Annotated in this window: 18 protein-coding genes and 1 pseudogene; 14 read left to right on the top strand and 5 right to left on the bottom strand. The window is 64.4% G+C overall.

The window, feature by feature from the left end; translation table 11 throughout:
• The first annotated feature begins 37 nt into the window (after positions 1-37).
• From tpiA to IVA88_RS20060, 3 genes are all read left to right on the top strand, one after another.
• On the top strand, positions 38-796 hold the full coding sequence (gene tpiA, locus IVA88_RS20050) for a triose-phosphate isomerase (protein WP_247498927.1): 759 nt from the start codon (positions 38-40) through the stop codon (positions 794-796).
• A gap of 150 nt (positions 797-946) precedes the next feature.
• The gene (secG, locus tag IVA88_RS20055; protein ID WP_211398172.1) at positions 947-1,333 is read left to right on the top strand and encodes a preprotein translocase subunit SecG; all 387 of its coding nucleotides are present in this window, start codon (positions 947-949) and stop codon (positions 1,331-1,333) included.
• Between the two features lie 166 nt (positions 1,334-1,499).
• Positions 1,500-3,131, top strand: a complete 1,632-nt coding sequence (locus tag IVA88_RS20060; protein WP_247498928.1) for a CTP synthase — start codon at positions 1,500-1,502, stop codon at positions 3,129-3,131.
• Positions 3,132-3,135: 4 nt separating this feature from the next.
• Here the strand turns inward: IVA88_RS20060 and IVA88_RS20065 are convergent, their stop codons facing one another.
• The 3 genes from IVA88_RS20065 to IVA88_RS20075 all read right to left on the bottom strand — a co-directional run bounded on the left by IVA88_RS20065 (position 3,136) and on the right by IVA88_RS20075 (position 5,949).
• Positions 3,136-3,798, bottom strand: a complete 663-nt coding sequence (locus IVA88_RS20065; RefSeq protein ID WP_247498929.1) for an rRNA adenine N-6-methyltransferase family protein — start codon at positions 3,796-3,798, stop codon at positions 3,136-3,138.
• A 103-nt stretch (positions 3,799-3,901) separates the two neighbouring features.
• Complete coding sequence (locus tag IVA88_RS20070; protein ID WP_247498930.1) at positions 3,902-5,278, bottom strand: HAMP domain-containing sensor histidine kinase; 1,377 nt, start codon at positions 5,276-5,278, stop codon at positions 3,902-3,904.
• On the bottom strand, positions 5,275-5,949 hold the full coding sequence (locus IVA88_RS20075) for a response regulator transcription factor (RefSeq protein ID WP_247498931.1): 675 nt from the start codon (positions 5,947-5,949) through the stop codon (positions 5,275-5,277). The genes IVA88_RS20070 and IVA88_RS20075 overlap by 4 nt, the downstream gene beginning before the upstream one ends.
• A 195-nt stretch (positions 5,950-6,144) precedes the next feature.
• Between IVA88_RS20075 and IVA88_RS20080 the strand changes: the two genes are divergently transcribed.
• From IVA88_RS20080 to IVA88_RS20105, 6 genes and pseudogenes are all read left to right on the top strand, one after another.
• The gene (locus IVA88_RS20080) at positions 6,145-6,471 is read left to right on the top strand and encodes an NIPSNAP family protein (protein WP_247498932.1); all 327 of its coding nucleotides are present in this window, start codon (positions 6,145-6,147) and stop codon (positions 6,469-6,471) included.
• 114 nt (positions 6,472-6,585) lie between these two features.
• Positions 6,586-7,449, top strand: a complete 864-nt coding sequence (kdsA, locus tag IVA88_RS20085; protein ID WP_247498933.1) for a 3-deoxy-8-phosphooctulonate synthase — start codon at positions 6,586-6,588, stop codon at positions 7,447-7,449.
• On the top strand, positions 7,449-8,657 hold the full coding sequence (locus tag IVA88_RS20090; RefSeq protein WP_247498934.1) for an MFS transporter: 1,209 nt from the start codon (positions 7,449-7,451) through the stop codon (positions 8,655-8,657). The genes kdsA and IVA88_RS20090 overlap by 1 nt, the downstream gene beginning before the upstream one ends.
• A 149-nt stretch (positions 8,658-8,806) precedes the next feature.
• Positions 8,807-9,036, top strand: a pseudogene (locus IVA88_RS32590) (glutaminase); the annotation flags it as partial.
• Positions 9,037-9,346: 310 nt separating this feature from the next.
• On the top strand, positions 9,347-9,802 hold the full coding sequence (locus tag IVA88_RS20100; protein WP_247498935.1) for a hypothetical protein: 456 nt from the start codon (positions 9,347-9,349) through the stop codon (positions 9,800-9,802).
• On the top strand, positions 9,795-11,027 hold the full coding sequence (locus tag IVA88_RS20105; protein ID WP_247500360.1) for a biotin/lipoyl-binding protein: 1,233 nt from the start codon (positions 9,795-9,797) through the stop codon (positions 11,025-11,027). Before IVA88_RS20100 ends, IVA88_RS20105 begins: the two co-directional genes overlap by 8 nt.
• 23 nt (positions 11,028-11,050) lie before the next feature.
• Here the strand turns inward: IVA88_RS20105 and queF are convergent, their stop codons facing one another.
• Complete coding sequence (gene queF / locus IVA88_RS20110; protein ID WP_247498936.1) at positions 11,051-11,503, bottom strand: preQ(1) synthase; 453 nt, start codon at positions 11,501-11,503, stop codon at positions 11,051-11,053.
• A 138-nt stretch (positions 11,504-11,641) separates the two neighbouring features.
• The gene (locus IVA88_RS20115) at positions 11,642-12,619 is read right to left on the bottom strand and encodes a lyase (protein ID WP_247498937.1); all 978 of its coding nucleotides are present in this window, start codon (positions 12,617-12,619) and stop codon (positions 11,642-11,644) included.
• A gap of 174 nt (positions 12,620-12,793) precedes the next feature.
• Here IVA88_RS20115 and eno point away from each other — a divergent pair, with 174 nt between their 5' ends.
• The 5 genes from eno (at position 12,794) to IVA88_RS20140 (ending at position 17,511) form a co-directional block, all read left to right on the top strand.
• Entirely contained in the window at positions 12,794-14,077 is a 1,284-nt protein-coding gene (gene eno / locus IVA88_RS20120; protein ID WP_247349200.1) for a phosphopyruvate hydratase, read from the top strand.
• Positions 14,078-14,110: 33 nt separating this feature from the next.
• Positions 14,111-15,250, top strand: a complete 1,140-nt coding sequence (locus IVA88_RS20125) for a zinc-binding dehydrogenase (RefSeq protein ID WP_247498938.1) — start codon at positions 14,111-14,113, stop codon at positions 15,248-15,250.
• Positions 15,251-15,360: 110 nt separating this feature from the next.
• Positions 15,361-16,359, top strand: a complete 999-nt coding sequence (locus IVA88_RS20130) for an MBL fold metallo-hydrolase (RefSeq protein WP_247498939.1) — start codon at positions 15,361-15,363, stop codon at positions 16,357-16,359.
• Between the two features lie 175 nt (positions 16,360-16,534).
• Positions 16,535-17,086, top strand: coding sequence for an NAD(P)H-dependent oxidoreductase (locus tag IVA88_RS20135; protein WP_247498940.1), 552 nt, complete (start codon positions 16,535-16,537; stop codon positions 17,084-17,086).
• A gap of 107 nt (positions 17,087-17,193) precedes the next feature.
• Positions 17,194-17,511: a septum formation initiator family protein gene (locus IVA88_RS20140; RefSeq protein ID WP_247349469.1), complete on the top strand. Its 318-nt coding sequence runs from the start codon at positions 17,194-17,196 to the stop codon at positions 17,509-17,511.
• The last annotated feature ends 230 nt before the right edge of the window (positions 17,512-17,741 follow it).

Below are 17,741 nucleotides of genomic sequence, written 5' to 3' on the forward strand. Positions count from 1 at the left end.
TAGCGCATGCACAAACCGAATTTTACTGGAATTTGACATGACCGATGCCATCCGCCCCCTGATCGCCGGCAACTGGAAAATGAACGGCCTGAAGGCCTCGACTGCCGAATTCGACGCCATGCTCAATGGCGCGGCAGAGGTGGCCGGCCAGGCCGATCTGCTGGTTTGCCCGCCGGTGACCCTGATCGCAGCCTTTGCCGACAAGGCACGCGGCAAGAAGGTCGCGGTGGGAGCCCAGGATTGTCACCCCAAGGCCTCCGGCGCCCATACCGGCGATATCGCCGCGGAAATGCTGGTGGATGCGGGTGCGACCGCCATCATCGTCGGCCATTCCGAGCGCCGCGCCGACCATGGCGAGGGCGATGCCCTGATCCGGCTGAAGGCTGAGGCCGCCTGGCGCGCGGGGGTGACGGCGATCGTCTGCATCGGCGAGACGCAGGGCCAGCGCGATGCCGGCCAGACCCTGAATGTGGTGCGCGGCCAGCTCAACGGCTCGCTGCCGGATGGCTCAACTGCGGCCAACCTGGTCGTCGCCTACGAGCCGGTCTGGGCGATCGGCACCGGCCTGACCCCGACGTCCCGGGATGTCGAGCAGATTCATGAGTTTATCCGGGAACTCCTGACCTCCCGGTTCAAGGGCGACGGCGGAAAGATGCGGATTCTCTACGGCGGCTCAGTCAAGCCCTCGAACGCGGCCGAGCTGATGGCGGTGAGGAACGTCAATGGCGCACTGGTCGGCGGCGCCAGCCTGAAGGCGGCCGATTTCCTTGCGATCGCCCAAGGCTGTCCCAAGTAAGGCCCCCTACCTAACTGCAAACCTTAGGACCTGGCCGATCGGGGGTGGCAATGCCCCGTCCGATCGTGTAACACCGCGCAACTTCAGGAAAACCCGCGAAGCACGATTGGCCGCCGTCTCGGCGCTGTCGGCTTGTGACGGAAGGACACTATGCAGACTGTTGTCATCGTCATTCACCTCATGATCGTCACCGTCATGATTGGCGCCGTCCTGCTCCAGAAGTCGGAAGGCGGAGGCCTTGGCATGGGAGGCGGTGCAGGCTTCATGTCGAGCCGCGGCACCGCGAACCTTCTGACGCGGACCACCGCGATTCTGGCCGTCGGCTTCTTCCTCACCAGCCTGTTCCTGTCCTGGTATGCCGGTTACGACCGCAAGCCGTCGTCGATCATCGGTGCGCCGGCGTCGCAGAGCCAGCCGGCCGGTGGCGGGCCGATCGCGCCGCCGACCTCGGGCGGCATCCTGGATTCGCTGAAGAAGGCCGACGAGCAGCAGCAGGCTCCGGCACCGAGTGGCCCGCAGGTGCCGCGTTCGCAATAAAGCAGGGGGGCCATGCAGGGCGGCTCCTACCGTCCTGCATCAACAACCCCCATCAAGGCTCTGTCACCACTCTTCGTTCTGGCTCACCCACAGGCCCGCAAAATCTTTGGGGCGGAATACGAATCGCTTTGGCGAATCGAATTCGAGGGATTAGAGGTTAAGTCCCATGGCGCGGTACATATTCATCACCGGCGGCGTGGTTTCCTCGCTCGGCAAGGGTCTGGCTTCAGCGGCACTCGGTGCCCTGTTGCAAGCCCGGGGCTACAAGGTCCGCCTCCGCAAGCTCGACCCCTATCTCAACCTCGATCCCGGAACGATGTCGCCGTATCAGCACGGCGAAGTGTTCGTGACCGATGACGGCGCGGAGACCGATCTCGATCTCGGTCACTATGAGCGCTTCACCGGGCGGCCTGCGACCAAGCAGGACAACATCACCACCGGGCGCATCTACCAGGACATCATCTCCAAGGAGCGGCGCGGCGATTATCTCGGCGCGACCATCCAGGTGGTTCCGCATGTCACCAACGCCATCAAGGACTTCGTCCTCGACGGCAACGACGATTATGACTTCGTGCTGGTCGAGATCGGCGGCACGGTCGGCGACATCGAGGGCCTGCCTTTCTTCGAGGCGATCCGGCAGCTCAAGAACGAGCTGCCGCGCGATCACGCCATCTACATTCATTTGACGCTGCTGCCTTACATCCCGAGCGCCGGTGAGCTGAAGACAAAGCCGACGCAGCACTCCGTCAAGGAGCTGCGCTCGATCGGCATCCAGCCGGACATCCTGCTCTGCCGTACCGATCGCGAGATCCCGAAGGAGGAACGGCGCAAGCTCGGGCTGTTCTGTAACGTGCGCGAGAGCGCCGTCATCGAGGCGCGCGACGCCGACAGCATCTACGCTGTCCCTCAGGCTTATCATGCCGCAGGCCTCGACGACGAAGTGCTCGCCGCCTTCGGCATCGGCTCGCGGATCCCGCCGGAGCTGCGGAGCTGGCAGCAGATCAACGAGCGCATCCGCAATCCCGAGGGCAACGTCACCATCGCCATCGTCGGCAAATATACCGGCATGAAGGATGCGTACAAGTCGCTGATCGAGGCGCTCTCGCATGGCGGCATCGCCAACAAGGTGAAGGTCAATCTCGACTGGATCGAAAGCGAGATCTTCGAGAAGGAAGATCCCGCGCCGTTCCTCGAGCACGTCAACGGTATTCTGGTGCCCGGCGGCTTCGGCCAGCGCGGCGCCGAAGGCAAGATCCGCGCGGCGCAGTTCGCGCGCGAGCGCGACGTGCCGTATTTCGGCATCTGCTTCGGGATGCAGATGGCGGTGATCGAGGCCGCGCGAAACCTGGTCGGGATCGAGGAGGCCAACTCCACCGAGTTCGGCCCGACCAAAGAGCCCTTGGTCGGCCTGATGACGGAATGGCTGCGCGGCAACGAGCTCGAGAAGCGCACCAACGCCGGCGATCTCGGCGGCACGATGCGCCTGGGTGCCTATCCGGCGGCGCTCAGTCGCGGCAGCCGCGTTTCGCAGGTCTATGGCGGCGCGACCGAGATTTCCGAGCGCCACCGCCATCGCTACGAGGTCAACACCGCCTACAAGGACCGCCTCGAGCAGCACGGGCTGAAATTCTCGGGCCTGTCGCCCGACGGCGTGCTGCCGGAGATCGTCGAATACGAGGATCACCCCTGGTTCATCGGCGTCCAGTTCCATCCCGAACTGAAGTCGCGCCCCTTCGAACCGCATCCGCTGTTCGCGTCGTTTATTCAGGCGGCGATGGTGCAGAGCCGGTTGGTGTAAGGTCTCAGCGCGCAGTGGTGTAGTCGGGCGCGTGATGCGTAGGCTCCGGCGCGGCCGGCATTGATGCGTCCGGCGCAAGCGATCCCGTGACGAGCTTCATCTGCGGCCGGCGCGTCAGCTTGTAGACGGCGGCCGGCGGTACGTTCAGCAGGGCACGATCCACCAGCTTTGCGCGCAACCCCAGCCGGTCGAGCACGGGCCGCGGGATCGGGCAGCTCATGCCGTAGGTGAACTGGTAGAAGGCGCCGCCGGGTCGGACATGACTGAACGCGCCGCCGACGATCGAGACGACCTTGCGCGTCGACATGTTGAGCAGCGGCAGGCCGCTCACGACCGCGCCGACCGGCGCGCCGTGATAGAGGCGCTCCGTTGCCAGCCGCCCCGCATCCATCCACAAGACGCGCGCGTTGGGAAAACGCATCTGGAGCAGCTTCATGAAGTCGGAGCCGTATTCGATCAGCGTGAGGTCCTGCTGGCGCACGCCGCGTTTGAGCAGCTTGTAGGTGAACGCGCCGGTGCCCGGGCCGAGCTCGAGAACAGGGCCGGTCGATGCGGTGATCTCGCGGGTGATGAGATCGGCGAGCGCCGCGCCTGACGGCGCGATCGCACCGACGCGGCGCGGAGCTGACATCCACGACAGGAAGAACGAGAGAAAATCGTTGGGCATGCGCACTCCGGCATCTTGGTTGCGCCTCGCAGGTCAGAAGCGAGGCAGCCGAAGAATCGCTTGCGTGCATTGCGACAGCATTGCGTGCGGCATGTCGATTGCGTCAATTCTCCGGGACCGGCGGCAGCGATATCCTGAAGCACGCGCCGCCGATCGCTCCGTCCGCGACCGAGATGTGGCCGCCATGCAGGAGCACGATCTCGCGCACCATGTTGAGGCCGAGGCCGGCACCGCGATCGAGCGGCGTCAGCCGGTAGAACGGCTCGAAGATCGCTTCGCGCTGATCGGACGGAATGCCGGCGCCTTCGTCTGTGACCTCGATGCTCGCGGGCCTGCTGACTCGAATGCCGATGGTGCCGCGGCGAGGGCCGTGCTGGATCGCATTCTGCACGAGATTGGTCAGCGCGCGCTCCAGCGCCGCCGCATCGCCGACCGTTTCGATCGGCGTGGCGGGAGCGTCGAGCGCCAGCTCGTAGCCGGCGGCTATCGCCAGCGGCGCGAGATCCGCCGCCGCGCTTTGCGCGATTGCGACGAGGTCGACGCGCGTGAAGGGATGACCGCAGCGGTCGAGCCGCTGAATGTCCAGCAGTTGCTCGGCAAGGGTTGCCAGCCGCGCGGCGTCCTCCAGCAGCCGGGTCTTGTCGGGCCCTGGTGGAAGCGACTCCAGCCGCGTGTTCAGGATCGCGATCGGCGTGCGCAACTCGTGTGCTGCATCGGCGACGAAGCGCTTGTGGCGGGCATAGCCCTGGTCGAGTCGCGCCAGCGCGTCGTTGATCGCGGCCACGAGCGGCACGACCTCCAACGGAATCCGGTCCAGCGACAGCCGTGCGCCGCGTTGGTGGATGTCGATACGGCGCGCCTGGTCCGCCGTCGTATCGATCCCCCTAAAGGCGCGCCGCACGATCATCGGCGTTGCGATGAAGGTCGCCGTTCCCATGAGAAGCAGGCCGGGCAGGGCGATGCCGAGCAACGCAAGCGATGTCATGACCAACGCCTTGGCGCCAGTGAATCTGCCTTGCGTCGCCGTGATGATTTGCACATTGCCGGCGTCGGTGTCGACCCGCTTCAGCCGCGCCGGAGGTTTGCGCGGATCGTCCTCGAACAGCTGCCAGCCGAGCCGGGCCTGGCTGATCTGGTCGAGGCCGTTGCCAATCGCGGCGAATTCGGCCGGCACGGCGCCCTCGCTGAGCGAATGCCCCTGCCTGTCGCGGACCAGGAACCAGAGGTCGGGGGTCTCGCTGCGCAATTGTTTCAGCTCGGTCGTCGATCGCAGGATCAGGTCGCCGCGCGCGTCGCGTGCGAGCGCGCGCTGGACGATTTCGATCACGCGATCTTCGTCGCGCCCGGCGAACACGAACCCCGACACACTCAATGCCCCGACGACGACGGCAACGAGCGCCGTGAGCAGCACCGCCTGGAGCGACAGCAGGCGCCAGCTCAGCCGCGAGCGCAGGCTATAGGGATCGTCGTGCTTGCTCATGGCAGCTTCTTCAGCAGATAGCCGACGCCGCGGATGCCGTGGATCTCCACGCGCGCATCGGCTTCCGAGAGCTTGCGGCGCAGCCGCGACACATGCGTATCGAGCGCATTCGACTGAATCTCGTCGTCGAAACTGTAGACGGCTTCTTCCAGGGCCGAGCGCAGTACGGTCCGGCCCATGCGACGGACCAGGGCTTCCAGCACCAGGAGCTCGCGCCGCGGCAGCTCGAGCGGTGCCCCGTCGATGCTTGCCTCGCGATGGCCGAAATCGAAGGCGAGGCGGCCGGCGCGCATGATGTCGGGCTGCAGCCCGGCGGGTCGGCGCAGCACGGCGCGCAGCCGCGCCAGCAATTCCTCCACCGCGAACGGTTTTGCCAGATAATCATCCGCCCCGCAGTCCAGTCCGGCGACCCGGTCGGCGAGTTCGCCGCGCGCCGTCAACACGATGATCGGCACGCCGCCGGCGCGCGCCCTGAGTTTCGGGATCAGGGTGAGACCGTCGCCATCGGGAAGCTGGCGATCGAGCAGGACGGCGGCGTGGACGTCGGCGGAAATCGCCTCTTCCGCCTCGGCGAGCGTGGGAGCGTGGTCCACCACCATGTCGTAGCGCTTCAGCGCCGACGCCAGCGCGTCGGCCATTTCGGCCTCGTCCTCGACGAGCAAAATTCGCATGGTCCGCACCTCAACCTCGATCGCGCCAATCTAGCGGCCGTATCATTACGGCAGCATTGCGGGAACCGGCTCTCGAGGGAGCGGCTTCGGGCGGACCGAGCCATGCGCAGAACGCCACAGGGGGCGGCCCAGCGGGCCTCAAGACACCGTCAGGGCGGGCCGTTATAACCGCCGGACGTAATCAGGGAGGAAAGAATGATCTATGAAATGCGCATCTATCGTTGCGTGCCCGGCCGCCTGCCGGCGCTGCTCAAGCGGTTCGAGACCGTCACGCTGAAGCTGTGGGAAAAGCACGGCATCAAGCAGGCCGGGTTCTTCACGACGCTGATCGGTGAATCCAACCAGGAGCTGACCTATTTCCTGGCCTGGGACTCGCTCGCCGAGCGCGAGAAGAAGTGGGTCGGCTTCATGACCGATCCGGACTGGATGAAAGCGCGCGCCGAGAGCGAGGCGGACGGCCAGATCGTCGGCAACATCGTCAGCCAGATCCTGGCGCCGACCGCCTTCTCGGCCGTGAAGTAGAGGCTGACGTCGCGCGGAGCCTGGGCGCAACCCTGATATTCTGGGAGCCCAGGCCGAATGGGGTTGATCCGCCCTTTATCGCGGCTATGGTCGCGCCGAAACGAGGGATTTGCCTTGAGCTCTTCGACGTCAGCGGCGCCGGTCGTCGCCATTGGCACGGTCAAATTCGGCAATGAACTGCCGATCTCGATCATTGCCGGGCCGTGTCAGCTCGAAAGCCGCCAGCATGCGCTGGAGGTGGCGTCCGCGCTGAAGGAGATCGCCGCGCGGCTGCAGATCGGCCTCGTCTACAAGACCTCGTTCGACAAGGCCAATCGCACCAGCGCGTCGGCTGCGCGCGGGCTGGGGCTTGCCCAGTCGCTGCCGATCTTCGCTGAAATCCAATCGTCGCTCGGCGTGCCGGTCCTGACCGACGTGCATGACGCAGCGCAGTGCGCCGAGGTGGCGCAGGCGGTGGACGTGTTGCAGATCCCGGCGTTCCTGTGTCGGCAGACCGATCTGCTGCTGGCGGCCGCCGCGACCGGCAAGGTCGTCAACGTCAAGAAGGGCCAATTTCTCGCGCCCTGGGACATGGCCAATGTCGTGTCCAAGATCACCAGCGCGAACAATCCGAACGTGCTCGTCACCGAGCGCGGTGCGTCCTTCGGCTACAACACGCTGGTCTCTGACATGCGCGCCTTGCCGATCCTCGCGCGCACCACCGGCGCGCCCGTGATCTTCGACGCGACTCATTCGGTGCAGCAGCCGGGCGGGAAGGGGACGTCTTCCGGAGGCGAGCGCGAATTCGTGCCGGTGCTCGCACGCGCAGCCGTCGCGGTCGGTGTTGCCGGCGTCTTCATCGAGACCCATCCCGACCCTGATAGCGCGCCGTCCGACGGACCCAACATGGTGCCGCTGCGCGAGTTCGAAGGGCTGATCCGAAAGCTGATGGCGTTCGACGCGCTCGCCAAGGAATCCGTCAGAACCGGCCCGCGCTGATGCAGCAGGGCGAGGCGCGGCCGCACGATCACGGCCTGCCGGCCGCGCTCTACGTCATCTGCGGTGCAAGCTTCGCCGCAGCGCTCTCCGCGCGCGCGCTCGATCCGGTGCTGCCGCACGTCGCCGAGGATTTTGGCGTCAGCATCGCGACCGCTGCCGGCTTCGCCGCGGTGTTCGCCTTCACCTTCTCGATCATCCAGCCGATTGTCGGCGCCGCGGCCGATCTGTTCGGCAAGACGCGGCTGATGATCGGCTGCCTCGCCCTGCTCGGCCTCGCCAACATCCTGGGTGCGTTCTCAACCTCGTTCTCGGTTCTGTTCGCGACCCGCATCCTCGCCGGCATCGGCTCCGGCGGCGTATTTCCGGTGGCGCTCAGCCTGACCAGCGATCTCGTCCGTCCGGAGAAACGCCAGGTCGCGATCAGCCGCACGCTCGCCGGCGCGATGACCGGCAATCTCCTTGGCGCCTCCGCCTCGGGCCTGATCGGCGATTTCCTCGGCTGGCGCGGCGTGCTGGCGGTGCTCGGCGTGCTCGTGATCGTTGCGTCGGTCGCGGTCGCTGCCGGTTTTCGTGGCGCCAGGGTCAAGCATCCGCCGAAGACGAGCCTGTCGGCGCTGAAGGCCGGCTATCGTACCATCTTCACCAACCCGAACGCCTATGTCTGTTATTCGGCGGTGTTCATCGAAGGCTGCTGCGTGCTCGGCCTGTTTCCCTACATAGCCTCGTTCCTGTTCGAGATCGGGCAGACCTCGCTCTCGATCGCCGGTCTCGTCATCGCGGGCTTTGCGGTCGGCGGCCTGTTCTACACGCTGACGGTGTCGCGCCTGCTGCCGTGGCTGGGCATGAAGGGAATGATGATGGCGGGCATGACGCTGGTGGCCTCGCAGCTCGTTGTCGTCGCCTTCGGCCCACGCTGGGAAGTCCAGGCGCTGAATCTCATCGTCATGGGCTGGGGCTTCTACATCGCCCATGGCTGCCTCCAGATGTTTGCCAGCGAGCTGTCGGTCGAGGCGCGTGCGACCGCGCTGTCGCTGCATTCGTTCTTCTTTTTCATGGGGCAAACCGTGGGGCCGCTGGCGTATGGCGTTGGCATCCAACATGGCGGCAAGATGCCGACCCTGTTCGCGAGCGCCGCGATCATGGTGGTGCTGGGCTTCGTCTGCGCCCGGCTGCTCAAACAGCGTGCACCGTCCGACGCGCGGGTCTGATGGACGTATCAAGCTACCGCTCTCAGGTTGAGCAGGATCACCGCCGGGGCGCAAGCGAGCGTGTCGCGTCTGGTCACCGCGCCACAGCCGGCCGTCGTATGCATGGCACGGGGATTCCTTCCATTTGGAGGAAATCAAGGTGTGACACCGTGGATGCTCAGCCCATCCGTTGGCCCAGCGCGGCAAGCGCGACCCGATCGACAGGATACCCGACCAAGCCGCCACTGCGGCGTTTTCTGACCGATTGCTACGAGGAGTTCAGGGCCGACAATTCGGGCGAGCTCGCCGAGTACATTCCCGAGCTGAAGCGTGCGACGATTTCGGCATTGCGCTCGTCACCATCGACGGGCACGTCTACGAGGTCCGTGACAGCGCGGTTCGACCTGCACATGCTCAACCGCAAAGCCGACGTTCGCAGCAGCGTCATGGCCGACCAGGCTTCGAGGAGACGTGCGCGATATGGGCCGCTAGTTTTGCCGACTACCGCCGGCTGCATCCCGAGACCGCGCTGAAGATCATGCGCAACGTCGCCGCGATCCTGGCGCGGCGGCTGATGCTCGCAAATGCGAAGGTCGACCTGCTCAGCGTGTATTAGCGGCACTGGCCGGCTTTGCGCTTGCCAAGCTCCCGCAATGTGAAAGGATGAATTCGGAGCGGTCAGCTCCCAACACAATTTCAGGGAGAGTCGCGTGAGTGAACCGCTTCATCCCGCTGCGCCCCATCATCTGCCTTCCTTCATTACGGCGCCTGGCGACACCGATATGCTGATGGTCGTCGTCGGCATCGTTCTCGTGGTGGCCGTTCTCGCGGTCGGGAATTTCTATTTGCACCTGCACACAATGCCGGAGCGGATGGCTCACAAGTCGCAGAAATTCCAGTTTGAAATCGTGGCCGTGCTGGGGCTGCTGGCGCTGTTCACGCACAACCACCTGTTCTGGGTGATCGGCCTGTTTCTCGCCATGATCGATCTGCCGGACTTCGGCACGCCGCTACGCAAGATTGCCGGATCGGTTGAGAAGATGGCCGGCGTCGCGCCTGAGGAAGGTTTCGCAGAATCGCCGCACGAAGCCGCTGCCGCGCCCCTTGCTGCAGCCGGCGATGCCAAGGCCGGGAGCGTTAAGAGCGAGGCGGCCAGCCATGCTTGAGCTGTTTCTCTGCTCCCTCCTCACGATATTCCCGGACTATCTCTATCGCCGCTATCGGCAGGGAAAGCGCATCGGGCACGAAATCACGCTGTATTCGGTCTGGTTCGAGCTGCGATTTGGCATCATCGCCTGCCTGATGCTGACGGTCTCGCTCATCACGATGATCTTCTATTATCATCCGTCGACGTCGTCAGCGACGTTGTTCTATCGAACTGTCCCGATTGTGTCCGAAGTCACCGGCCGGGTCGCCGAGGTTCATGTCGACGTCAGCGCGTCAGTCAAACGAGGCGATGTGCTTTTCAGGCTCGACAGCGCCAAGCAGGAGGCGTCGCTCCTCACAGCCAAGCGCAAGATTGCCGAGGTCGATGCCGCCATGCTCACGGCGCAAGCCGATATCATGAAGGCGGAAGGGCAGCTTCAGGAGGCAAAGGGCTCGCTGCAGCAGGCTCAGGACGAACTCGATACCAAGCGCGAATTGCAAAAGCGCAATCCCGGTATCGTTCCGCAACGCGATATCGAGAAGCTCGAAGTGACCGCCGCGGGGCGACAGGGCACTCTCGATGCAGCGACCGCTTCCAGGCAATCCGCGACGACGCGGCTGAGCGCTCTGCTACCGGCGGAAAAGGCAAGCGCCGAGGCGGCATTGGCCGAAGCGCAGGTCGATCTGGACAAGACCTTCATTCGCGCCGGCGTCGACGGGCGTGTCGAGCAGTTCGGGCTGAGGCCGGGCGATATCGTCAATCCGATGATACGATCGGCCGGTGTTCTGATTCCCGAGGGGGCTGGACGGCGCGCCCTGTTGGCGGGATTTGGGCAAATCGAGGCACAGGTCATGAAGGTCGGTATGGTGGCCGAAGCAACATGTATCTCAAAGCCGTGGACGATCATCCCAATGGTTGTAACGAATGTGCAGGATTACATCGCGGCGGGCCAGTTCAGGGGCGGCGAACAACTGATCGAGGCGCAGCAGGTCGCGCGTCCGGGCACCATCCTCGTTTTCATGGAGCCGATTTACAGCGGCGGGCTGGAGGGCGTGACGCCCGGTAGCAGTTGTGTCGCCAACGCCTACACCAGCAACCACGAGCTGATCTCGTCAGGGAAGCTCGGTTCGTTCAAGAGCTTTGGTTTGCATGTCGTCGATGCGACCGGGCTTGTGCACGCAATGCTGTTGCGGATTCAGGTCCTGCTCTTGCCGATCCAGACGCTGGTGCTGAGCGGGCATTGATCCGCCGGCAACGGCCACAAAGATTATCCCCGCCCGCGATAGGGCGCGACGCCCTGGTCGGGTACCCACAGGCCCTTCGGCGCGCGGCCGGTCTGCCAGAACACGTCGATCGGGATGCCGCCGCGCGGATACCAGTAGCCGCCGATGCGCAAGAACTTCGGCTTGATCTCGCTCGCGATGCGCTTGCCAATCATCACGGTGCAGTCCTCGTGGAAGGCGCCGTGATTGCGGAAGCTCGCGATGTAGAGCTTGAGCGACTTCGACTCCAGCAGCCATTGGCCGGGGGCGTAGTCGATCATCAGATGTGCGAAATCCGGTTGTCCCGTGACCGGGCAGAGCGAGGTGAATTCCGGCGCGGTGAGGCGCACCAGATAGTCCGTGCCCTTTTGCGGATTGGGCACACGGTCGAGCTGAGCTTCTTCCGGCGTGTGCGGCCATTCGACCGCACGGCCGAGCTGAAGGGATTTTTTTGCCATCGTCGTCACATCCTGTGGGGCATGATCCGGAAAAGTGGGCACCGGTTTTCCGAAAGATCATGCTCAGTCAAAAAACGGCTGGAGCGCGATAAGATCGCGTCCCAGAGGATGCCGGGATGGACGCAAACGCCGCTGCCGTCAACCGGCGGCGATCGTCTGGATCATGACGATCCGGTCGTTGCCGGACTCGCAGCCCCAGAGCTCGCCCAGCCTGCCGTCGAGCTGGCGCACATTGGCATTGGCCTTGTCGCTGGCGAACAGGTTGAACTTTTCGGTAGCCGGATCGAAGCGGACGATGGCGTTGGCGGAGAAATCGGTCAGCCAGACCTTGTCCTTGTCGTCGACATAGACCGCGTAGGCGCGGGGACGTTCACCCGGCAGCTTCCAGGTCTTCCAGGAGGCTTCCGCGGGATCGTGCACCGAGACGTGGCCGCTGTTCCACTCGCTGACCCAGATCCGGCTGGTCGAATCCGACCAGACGCGCCGCGAGCCCTGGCTCGGCGTCGGCGGCTCGACGACAGTGGCATTGCCCGTCGCAAGATCTATCTTCGCGATGTAGCTGCCGGCGAGCGAGGCGTACCAGACGTCGCCCTTGGGCGTTACGGTGATGCCGTAGGGGCCGACGCCCTTGGGCGCCCCGAACACGTCCAACCGTCCCGAGTTCGGCTTGAGCCGGCCGTAATAACCGGACTGGCCGGTGAACCAGTAGGTGCCTTCCTTGTCGAACACGCCGGTGTTGAGATTGGCGTAGGCGAACTTTTCGGGCAGGCGGAACAGCGTGACCTTGAGGTCGGAAGGGTCGACGCGGCCGATCGCATTCTGGCCGCCCTCGGTGATCCAGGGCGCGCCGTCGGGGCCGATGGTCACGCCGTGCGGGGCCGCGCCCTGGCCGAGGCTGACCGTCTTATAGCTGCCATCCTTCGGATCGAGCCTGCCGAGCAGGCCCTTGCCCTGGGCCGTAAACCAAACCGTGCCATCAGGGGCGGGAGCGAGGTCGTGCAGACCGATGCCGGGGCTGATGGGGAAGTATCTTGTCCGGAACGGCCCTTCCTGCGCAAAACTTGGGCGGGCCGCGAGGAGGGCGGCACTCGAGGCAAGAAACTGGCGGCGATTCATGGCGTTACCCCGACTGTTTCAGATTGAGGTTTTGCGCGCGGACCAGATGCCGTCAAGCTTAGTCCTGGACACTTCACGCGTCAGTCGAAGCACGCCGTCCAAGCGTTCACATTTGCTTGCGCTCCGTGTAAGACCCGCGGCACCGATCAGCCCTAACGAACGGAAGTGCATATCATGACCGCCATCATCGACATCATCGGCCGCGAAATTCTCGATAGCCGTGGCAATCCCACCGTCGAGGTCGACGTCGTGCTGGAAGATGGCGCGCTCGGCCGTGCTGCCGTGCCGTCCGGCGCCTCCACCGGCGCCCACGAGGCGGTGGAACTGCGCGACGGCGACAAGGCCCGCTATCTCGGCAAGGGCGTCACCAAGGCGGTCGGCGCCGTCAACGGCGAGATCTTCGAGGCCCTGAGCGGCCTCGATGTCGAGCAGCAGGCCCAGCTCGACCAGATCATGATCGACCTCGATGGCACGCCGAACAAGAGCCGGCTGGGCGCCAACGCCATCCTCGGCGTCTCGCTCGCCTGCGCCAAGGCGGCCGCAAACTCGCTCGACATGCCGCTCTACCGTTACGTCGGCGGCACCTCGGCGCGTCTCTTGCCGGTGCCGATGATGAACATCATCAATGGCGGCATGCACGCCGACAACCCGATCGACTTCCAGGAGTTCATGATCCTCCCCGTGGGCGCGTCCTCCTTCGCCGAAGGCCTGCGCTACGGCGCCGAAGTCTTCCATACCTTGAAATCCGAGTTGAAGAAGGCCGGCCACAACACCAATGTCGGCGACGAGGGCGGCTTTGCGCCGAACCTGCCGTCGGCGGACGCCGCGCTCGAATTCGTCATGAACGCGATCGGCAAGGCCGGCTACAAGGCGGGCTCCGACATCGTCATCGGCCTCGACTGCGCCTCGACCGAGTTCTTCAAGGACGGCAAATACGTCTACGAAGGTGAGGGCAAGACCCGCTCGATCTCCGAGCAGGCCAAGTACCTCGCCGACCTCGTCGCGCGCTATCCGATCGTGACCATCGAGGACGGCATGTCGGAAGACGACATGGACGGCTGGAAGGAGCTGACCGACCTCGTCGGCAAGAAGTGCCAGCTCGTCGGCGACGATCTCTTCGTCACCAACGTCAAGCGCCTCGCCGAAGGCATCAAGGCCGGACGGGCCAACTCGATCCTGATCAAGGTCAACCAGATCGGCACGCTGACCGAGACGCTCGCCGCCGTCGAAATGGCGCACAAGGCCGGCTACACCTCTGTGATGTCGCACCGCTCCGGCGAGACCGAGGATTCGACCATCGCCGATCTCGCGGTCGCCACCAATTGCGGTCAGATCAAGACCGGCTCCCTTGCGCGCTCCGATCGCACCGCCAAATACAACCAGCTCCTGCGCATCGAGCAGCAGCTCGGCAAGCAGGCGCTCTACGGCGGCAAGGCGGCACTGAAGGCGCTGGCATAAGCCAGCGTCTCGACAAAACAGGGGAGGATCGACATGAGCGACGGCAAGAACGGCCTGCAGCTGCGTTCGCTGATCAAGAAGAGCGGTGAGCTCGAGATCTCGCTCCTCGACGTGCCGACCCCCGAGCCCGCCGCGGACGAAGTCGTCGTCCGCGTCGAGGCGGCCCCGATCAACCCGTCCGACCTCGGGCTCCTGATCGGCGCGGCCGATATGAGCACGGCGAAGGCGTCGGGCACCAAAGATGCGCCCGTCATCACCGCGCAGGTTCCGGAAGGCGCGATGCGCGCGATGGCAGGCCGGCTCGACGAGTCCATGCCGGTCGGTAACGAAGGCGCGGGCGTCGTGATCAGGACCGGCTCGTCGGATGCCGCGAAGGCACTGATGGGCAAGACCGTCGCCATGATCGGCGGTGCGATGTATGCGCAGTATCGTACGTTGAAGGTGCGCGAGTGCCTGCCGTTGCCGGAAGGCACGACGCCGGCCGAAGGTGCCTCCTGCTTCGTCAATCCGCTGACGGCGCTCGGCATGACCGAAACCATGCGGCGCGAGGGGCACAAGGCGCTGGTGCACACCGCCGCCGCCTCCAATCTCGGACAGATGCTGAACAAGATCTGCATCAAGGACGGCATCCCACTGGTCAACATCGTGCGCAGCAAGGAGCAGGCCGACATCCTGCACAAGATCGGCGCCAAATATGTCGTCGATTCCAGCGCGCCAAGCTTCCTCGGCGATCTCACCAACGCGCTGGTCGAGACCGGCGCCACCATCGCTTTCGACGCCATCGGCGGCGGCAAGCTCGCCGGCGATATCCTCAACTGCATGGAAGTCGCGATCAACAAGACCGCGAAGGAATACAGCCGCTACGGCTCCAACGTGCACAAGCAGGTCTATGTCTACGGCGGGCTCGATGTTCGCCCGATCGAGCTGCCGCGCGGCTTCGGCATGGCCTGGGGCGTCGGCGGCTGGCTGCTGTTTCCGTTCCTGATGAAGATCGGGCAGGCGGACGGGGCCAAGCTGCGCCAGCGCGTCGTCGACGAGCTGAAGACCACGTTTGCCAGCCACTACACCAAGGTGGTGTCGCTTCAGGAGACGCTCGATCCTGCCAATATCGCGATCTACGCCAAACGCGCCACCGGCGAAAAATTCCTCATCGCCCCAAATAAATTGTCGTGATCTGCGGCAGCTGGTCACCCAAAGAAGGTCTTGCCTTCTGAGCGAAGCGGGAGATTACTCCGCCGCCATTGAAAGCGGAATAACCGCAGGCGCTCAGAAGGGGACCTCTCATGACCGATCTCAATCGCCGCCACTTGCTCGCAGGCGCCGCCGCCCTCAGTGCGGCGGCCGTGACCAAGCTTGGACCGACCGCCGCCAATGCCGCGGTGCCGCAGGCCGGCACGCAGGCGCCGGGCTTCTACCGCTACAAGGTCGGCAGCTACGAGTGCACCTCGATCAATGACGGCGCGCGCACTTTCCCGATGCCGGACAAGTTCGTTGCCAACGCGCCGAAGGAGGAGGCGCTGGCCGCGGGCGAGGCAGCCTACATGCCGAAGGGCATGGTCACGGTGCCGTTCAATCCGCAGCTCATCAACACCGGCTCAAAGCTGGTGCTGATCGATACCGGCAACGGCGTCGCCAATCTCGAGCCGAGTAAGGGCGCGGTCGGCCGCGCGTTGCAGAACCTCCAGGCTGCCGGCATCGACCCCAAGAGCATCGACGTCGTGCTGCTCTCGCATCTGCATCCCGACCACACCAACGGCATTCGTCTCGCCGACGGCGCGCTTGCCTTCCCCAATGCGGAGATCATGGTGCCGGGCAAAGACTGGGAATTCTGGACCAGCGAGGACAACGCCGCCAAGGCCGAGTCCAACCCGATGATGAAGAACTACTTCGCCAACGTGAAGAAGACCTTTGCCGGCCTCGAGTCCAAGGTGACGAAATACGATTGGGGCAAGGAGGTCGCACCCGGCATCACCTCGATCGCGACGCCCGGCCACACCCCTGGGCACACCTCGTTCGCGGTCGCCTCCGGCGATGCCAAGGTGCTGATCCAGTCCGACGTCACCAACATCCCGGAGTTCTTCCTGCGCAATCCCGACTGGCATGTGGTGTTCGATACCGATGCTGCGATGGCGCAGGAGACCCGCCACAAATTCTACGACATGGCGGCGGCAGAGAAGGCGACCGTGATCGGCTTCCACTTCACCTTCCCCTCCGTCGGCCATGTCGAGAAGGACGGCGCCAGATATCGCCTGATCCCGTCGGCATGGAATCCGACGATCTGAGCCGGTCTGCAGATTGTAAGAAAGATCGGGCCGCCGCTTGGCGGCCTGATTGTCTTGGGCAACCGTTCAGAAACTCAGCGTTTCCAAATCGCGCCGGTCCATGCACTTGCATCCATCGCCGAGGATCGCTTAAGTGCCGCCCCGGCACTCCCGCTGAAGATTTCGAGGACACCCCATGGCCTACAATATCGTCACGATCGCCGGCAGCCTGCGCAAGGACAGCTTTTCGCTGAAGATCGCCAATGCGCTCGCCAAGCTCGCGCCGGCCTCGCTCAAGCTCGAGGTCATCACGCCGGCCGGCATCTCGTTCTTCAACCAGGACCTCGAGGGCGCGCCACCGGCCGACTGGTTGTCTTTCCGCGAAAAGATCCAGAAGTCGGACGGCGTTATCTTCGTCACGCCTGAATACAATCGCGCGATCCCGGGCGTGCTGAAGAACGCCATCGACGTCGCCTCGCGGCCCTATGGCAAGAGCTCGTTCAACGGCAAGCCGGTCGGCATCATCTCGAACTCGCCGGGTCCTCTGGGCGGCGTCAGTGCCGCAAAGACGCTCCAGAACATCCTGCCGGGCATTTCCGGCCCGATCATGCAGCAGCCCGAGGCCTATCTAAACGGGGTCGGCGACGCCTTCGATGCCGAGGGCAACCTGACGAAGGATTCTCTGAAGCCGGTGCTGCAGGCCTATATCGACGCGTTTGCGGCGCACGTGGCGAAACATCACGGCTGAGGCCGCTCAATCCTTGTCATGCCCGGGACAAGCCCGGGCATGACAATCGGCGGTTCGGGGCAGGGGCAATTAGCACGCCCTTAACCAACCTGACCCATCTTCCCAGGATGGTCTCCCGCGCGCGCCTGAAATCGATCCTGACCGGTCTTGCCCTCTATGCCATGGCGGCCGCCATTGTCGGCTATTTCGGCGTCAACGCCTATACCGGCAAATACGGCCTCAACGCCCGCCAGGAGCTCGACCAGGAGATCGTGGCGCTGACCAGCGAGCTGGCACAGCTCAAGCGCGAGCGCGCCAGGAGCGAGCAGCGCGTTTCGCTGCTGCGCTCCGCGAAGATCGACCCCGACATGCTGGACGAGCGGGCGCGCTTCCAGCTCGACTACGTCAATCCGCGTGATCTCGTCCGGATGATCCCGGCGAACTGAGACGCGAGCGGCGCAAGCGTCCGTTCGCGGAGGCGTTGCGGTCTGTCACTGATTCCATCGATCTAGCGCGATCGCGATATGCAAACAGCCTGTTGCATTCCTGCAGCTGACGCGAGCGTGTCTGCGCTCCGCTTCCACACACGATGGTGGGAGTCGAGAGCTAAATGTTGCCCGATCTGCGTCAAAGATTTTGCAATATTACGATCACGTTGCAGTGCGGCATAATGAAA

Source organism: Bradyrhizobium sp. 149 (genome assembly GCF_023073915.1).
Classification (GTDB): domain Bacteria; phylum Pseudomonadota; class Alphaproteobacteria; order Rhizobiales; family Xanthobacteraceae; genus Bradyrhizobium.

Coding starts and splice junctions, on each gene's coding strand:
- IVA88_RS20090 (WP_247498934.1), top strand. CDS start 7,449: ATGCAGCAGGGCGAGGCGCGGCCGCACGATCACGGCCTGCCGGCCGCG.
- IVA88_RS20080 (WP_247498932.1), top strand. CDS start 6,145: ATGATCTATGAAATGCGCATCTATCGTTGCGTGCCCGGCCGCCTGCCG.
- IVA88_RS20075 (WP_247498931.1), bottom strand. CDS start 5,949: ATGCGAATTTTGCTCGTCGAGGACGAGGCCGAAATGGCCGACGCGCTG.
- queF (WP_247498936.1), bottom strand. CDS start 11,503: ATGGCAAAAAAATCCCTTCAGCTCGGCCGTGCGGTCGAATGGCCGCAC.
- tpiA (WP_247498927.1), top strand. CDS start 38: ATGACCGATGCCATCCGCCCCCTGATCGCCGGCAACTGGAAAATGAAC.
- IVA88_RS20065 (WP_247498929.1), bottom strand. CDS start 3,798: ATGCCCAACGATTTTCTCTCGTTCTTCCTGTCGTGGATGTCAGCTCCG.
- IVA88_RS20130 (WP_247498939.1), top strand. CDS start 15,361: ATGACCGATCTCAATCGCCGCCACTTGCTCGCAGGCGCCGCCGCCCTC.
- IVA88_RS20115 (WP_247498937.1), bottom strand. CDS start 12,619: ATGAATCGCCGCCAGTTTCTTGCCTCGAGTGCCGCCCTCCTCGCGGCC.
- eno (WP_247349200.1), top strand. CDS start 12,794: ATGACCGCCATCATCGACATCATCGGCCGCGAAATTCTCGATAGCCGT.
- IVA88_RS20105 (WP_247500360.1), top strand. CDS start 9,795: ATGCTTGAGCTGTTTCTCTGCTCCCTCCTCACGATATTCCCGGACTAT.
- IVA88_RS20135 (WP_247498940.1), top strand. CDS start 16,535: ATGGCCTACAATATCGTCACGATCGCCGGCAGCCTGCGCAAGGACAGC.
- secG (WP_211398172.1), top strand. CDS start 947: ATGCAGACTGTTGTCATCGTCATTCACCTCATGATCGTCACCGTCATG.
- IVA88_RS20070 (WP_247498930.1), bottom strand. CDS start 5,278: ATGAGCAAGCACGACGATCCCTATAGCCTGCGCTCGCGGCTGAGCTGG.
- IVA88_RS20125 (WP_247498938.1), top strand. CDS start 14,111: ATGAGCGACGGCAAGAACGGCCTGCAGCTGCGTTCGCTGATCAAGAAG.
- IVA88_RS20140 (WP_247349469.1), top strand. CDS start 17,194: ATGGTCTCCCGCGCGCGCCTGAAATCGATCCTGACCGGTCTTGCCCTC.
- IVA88_RS20060 (WP_247498928.1), top strand. CDS start 1,500: ATGGCGCGGTACATATTCATCACCGGCGGCGTGGTTTCCTCGCTCGGC.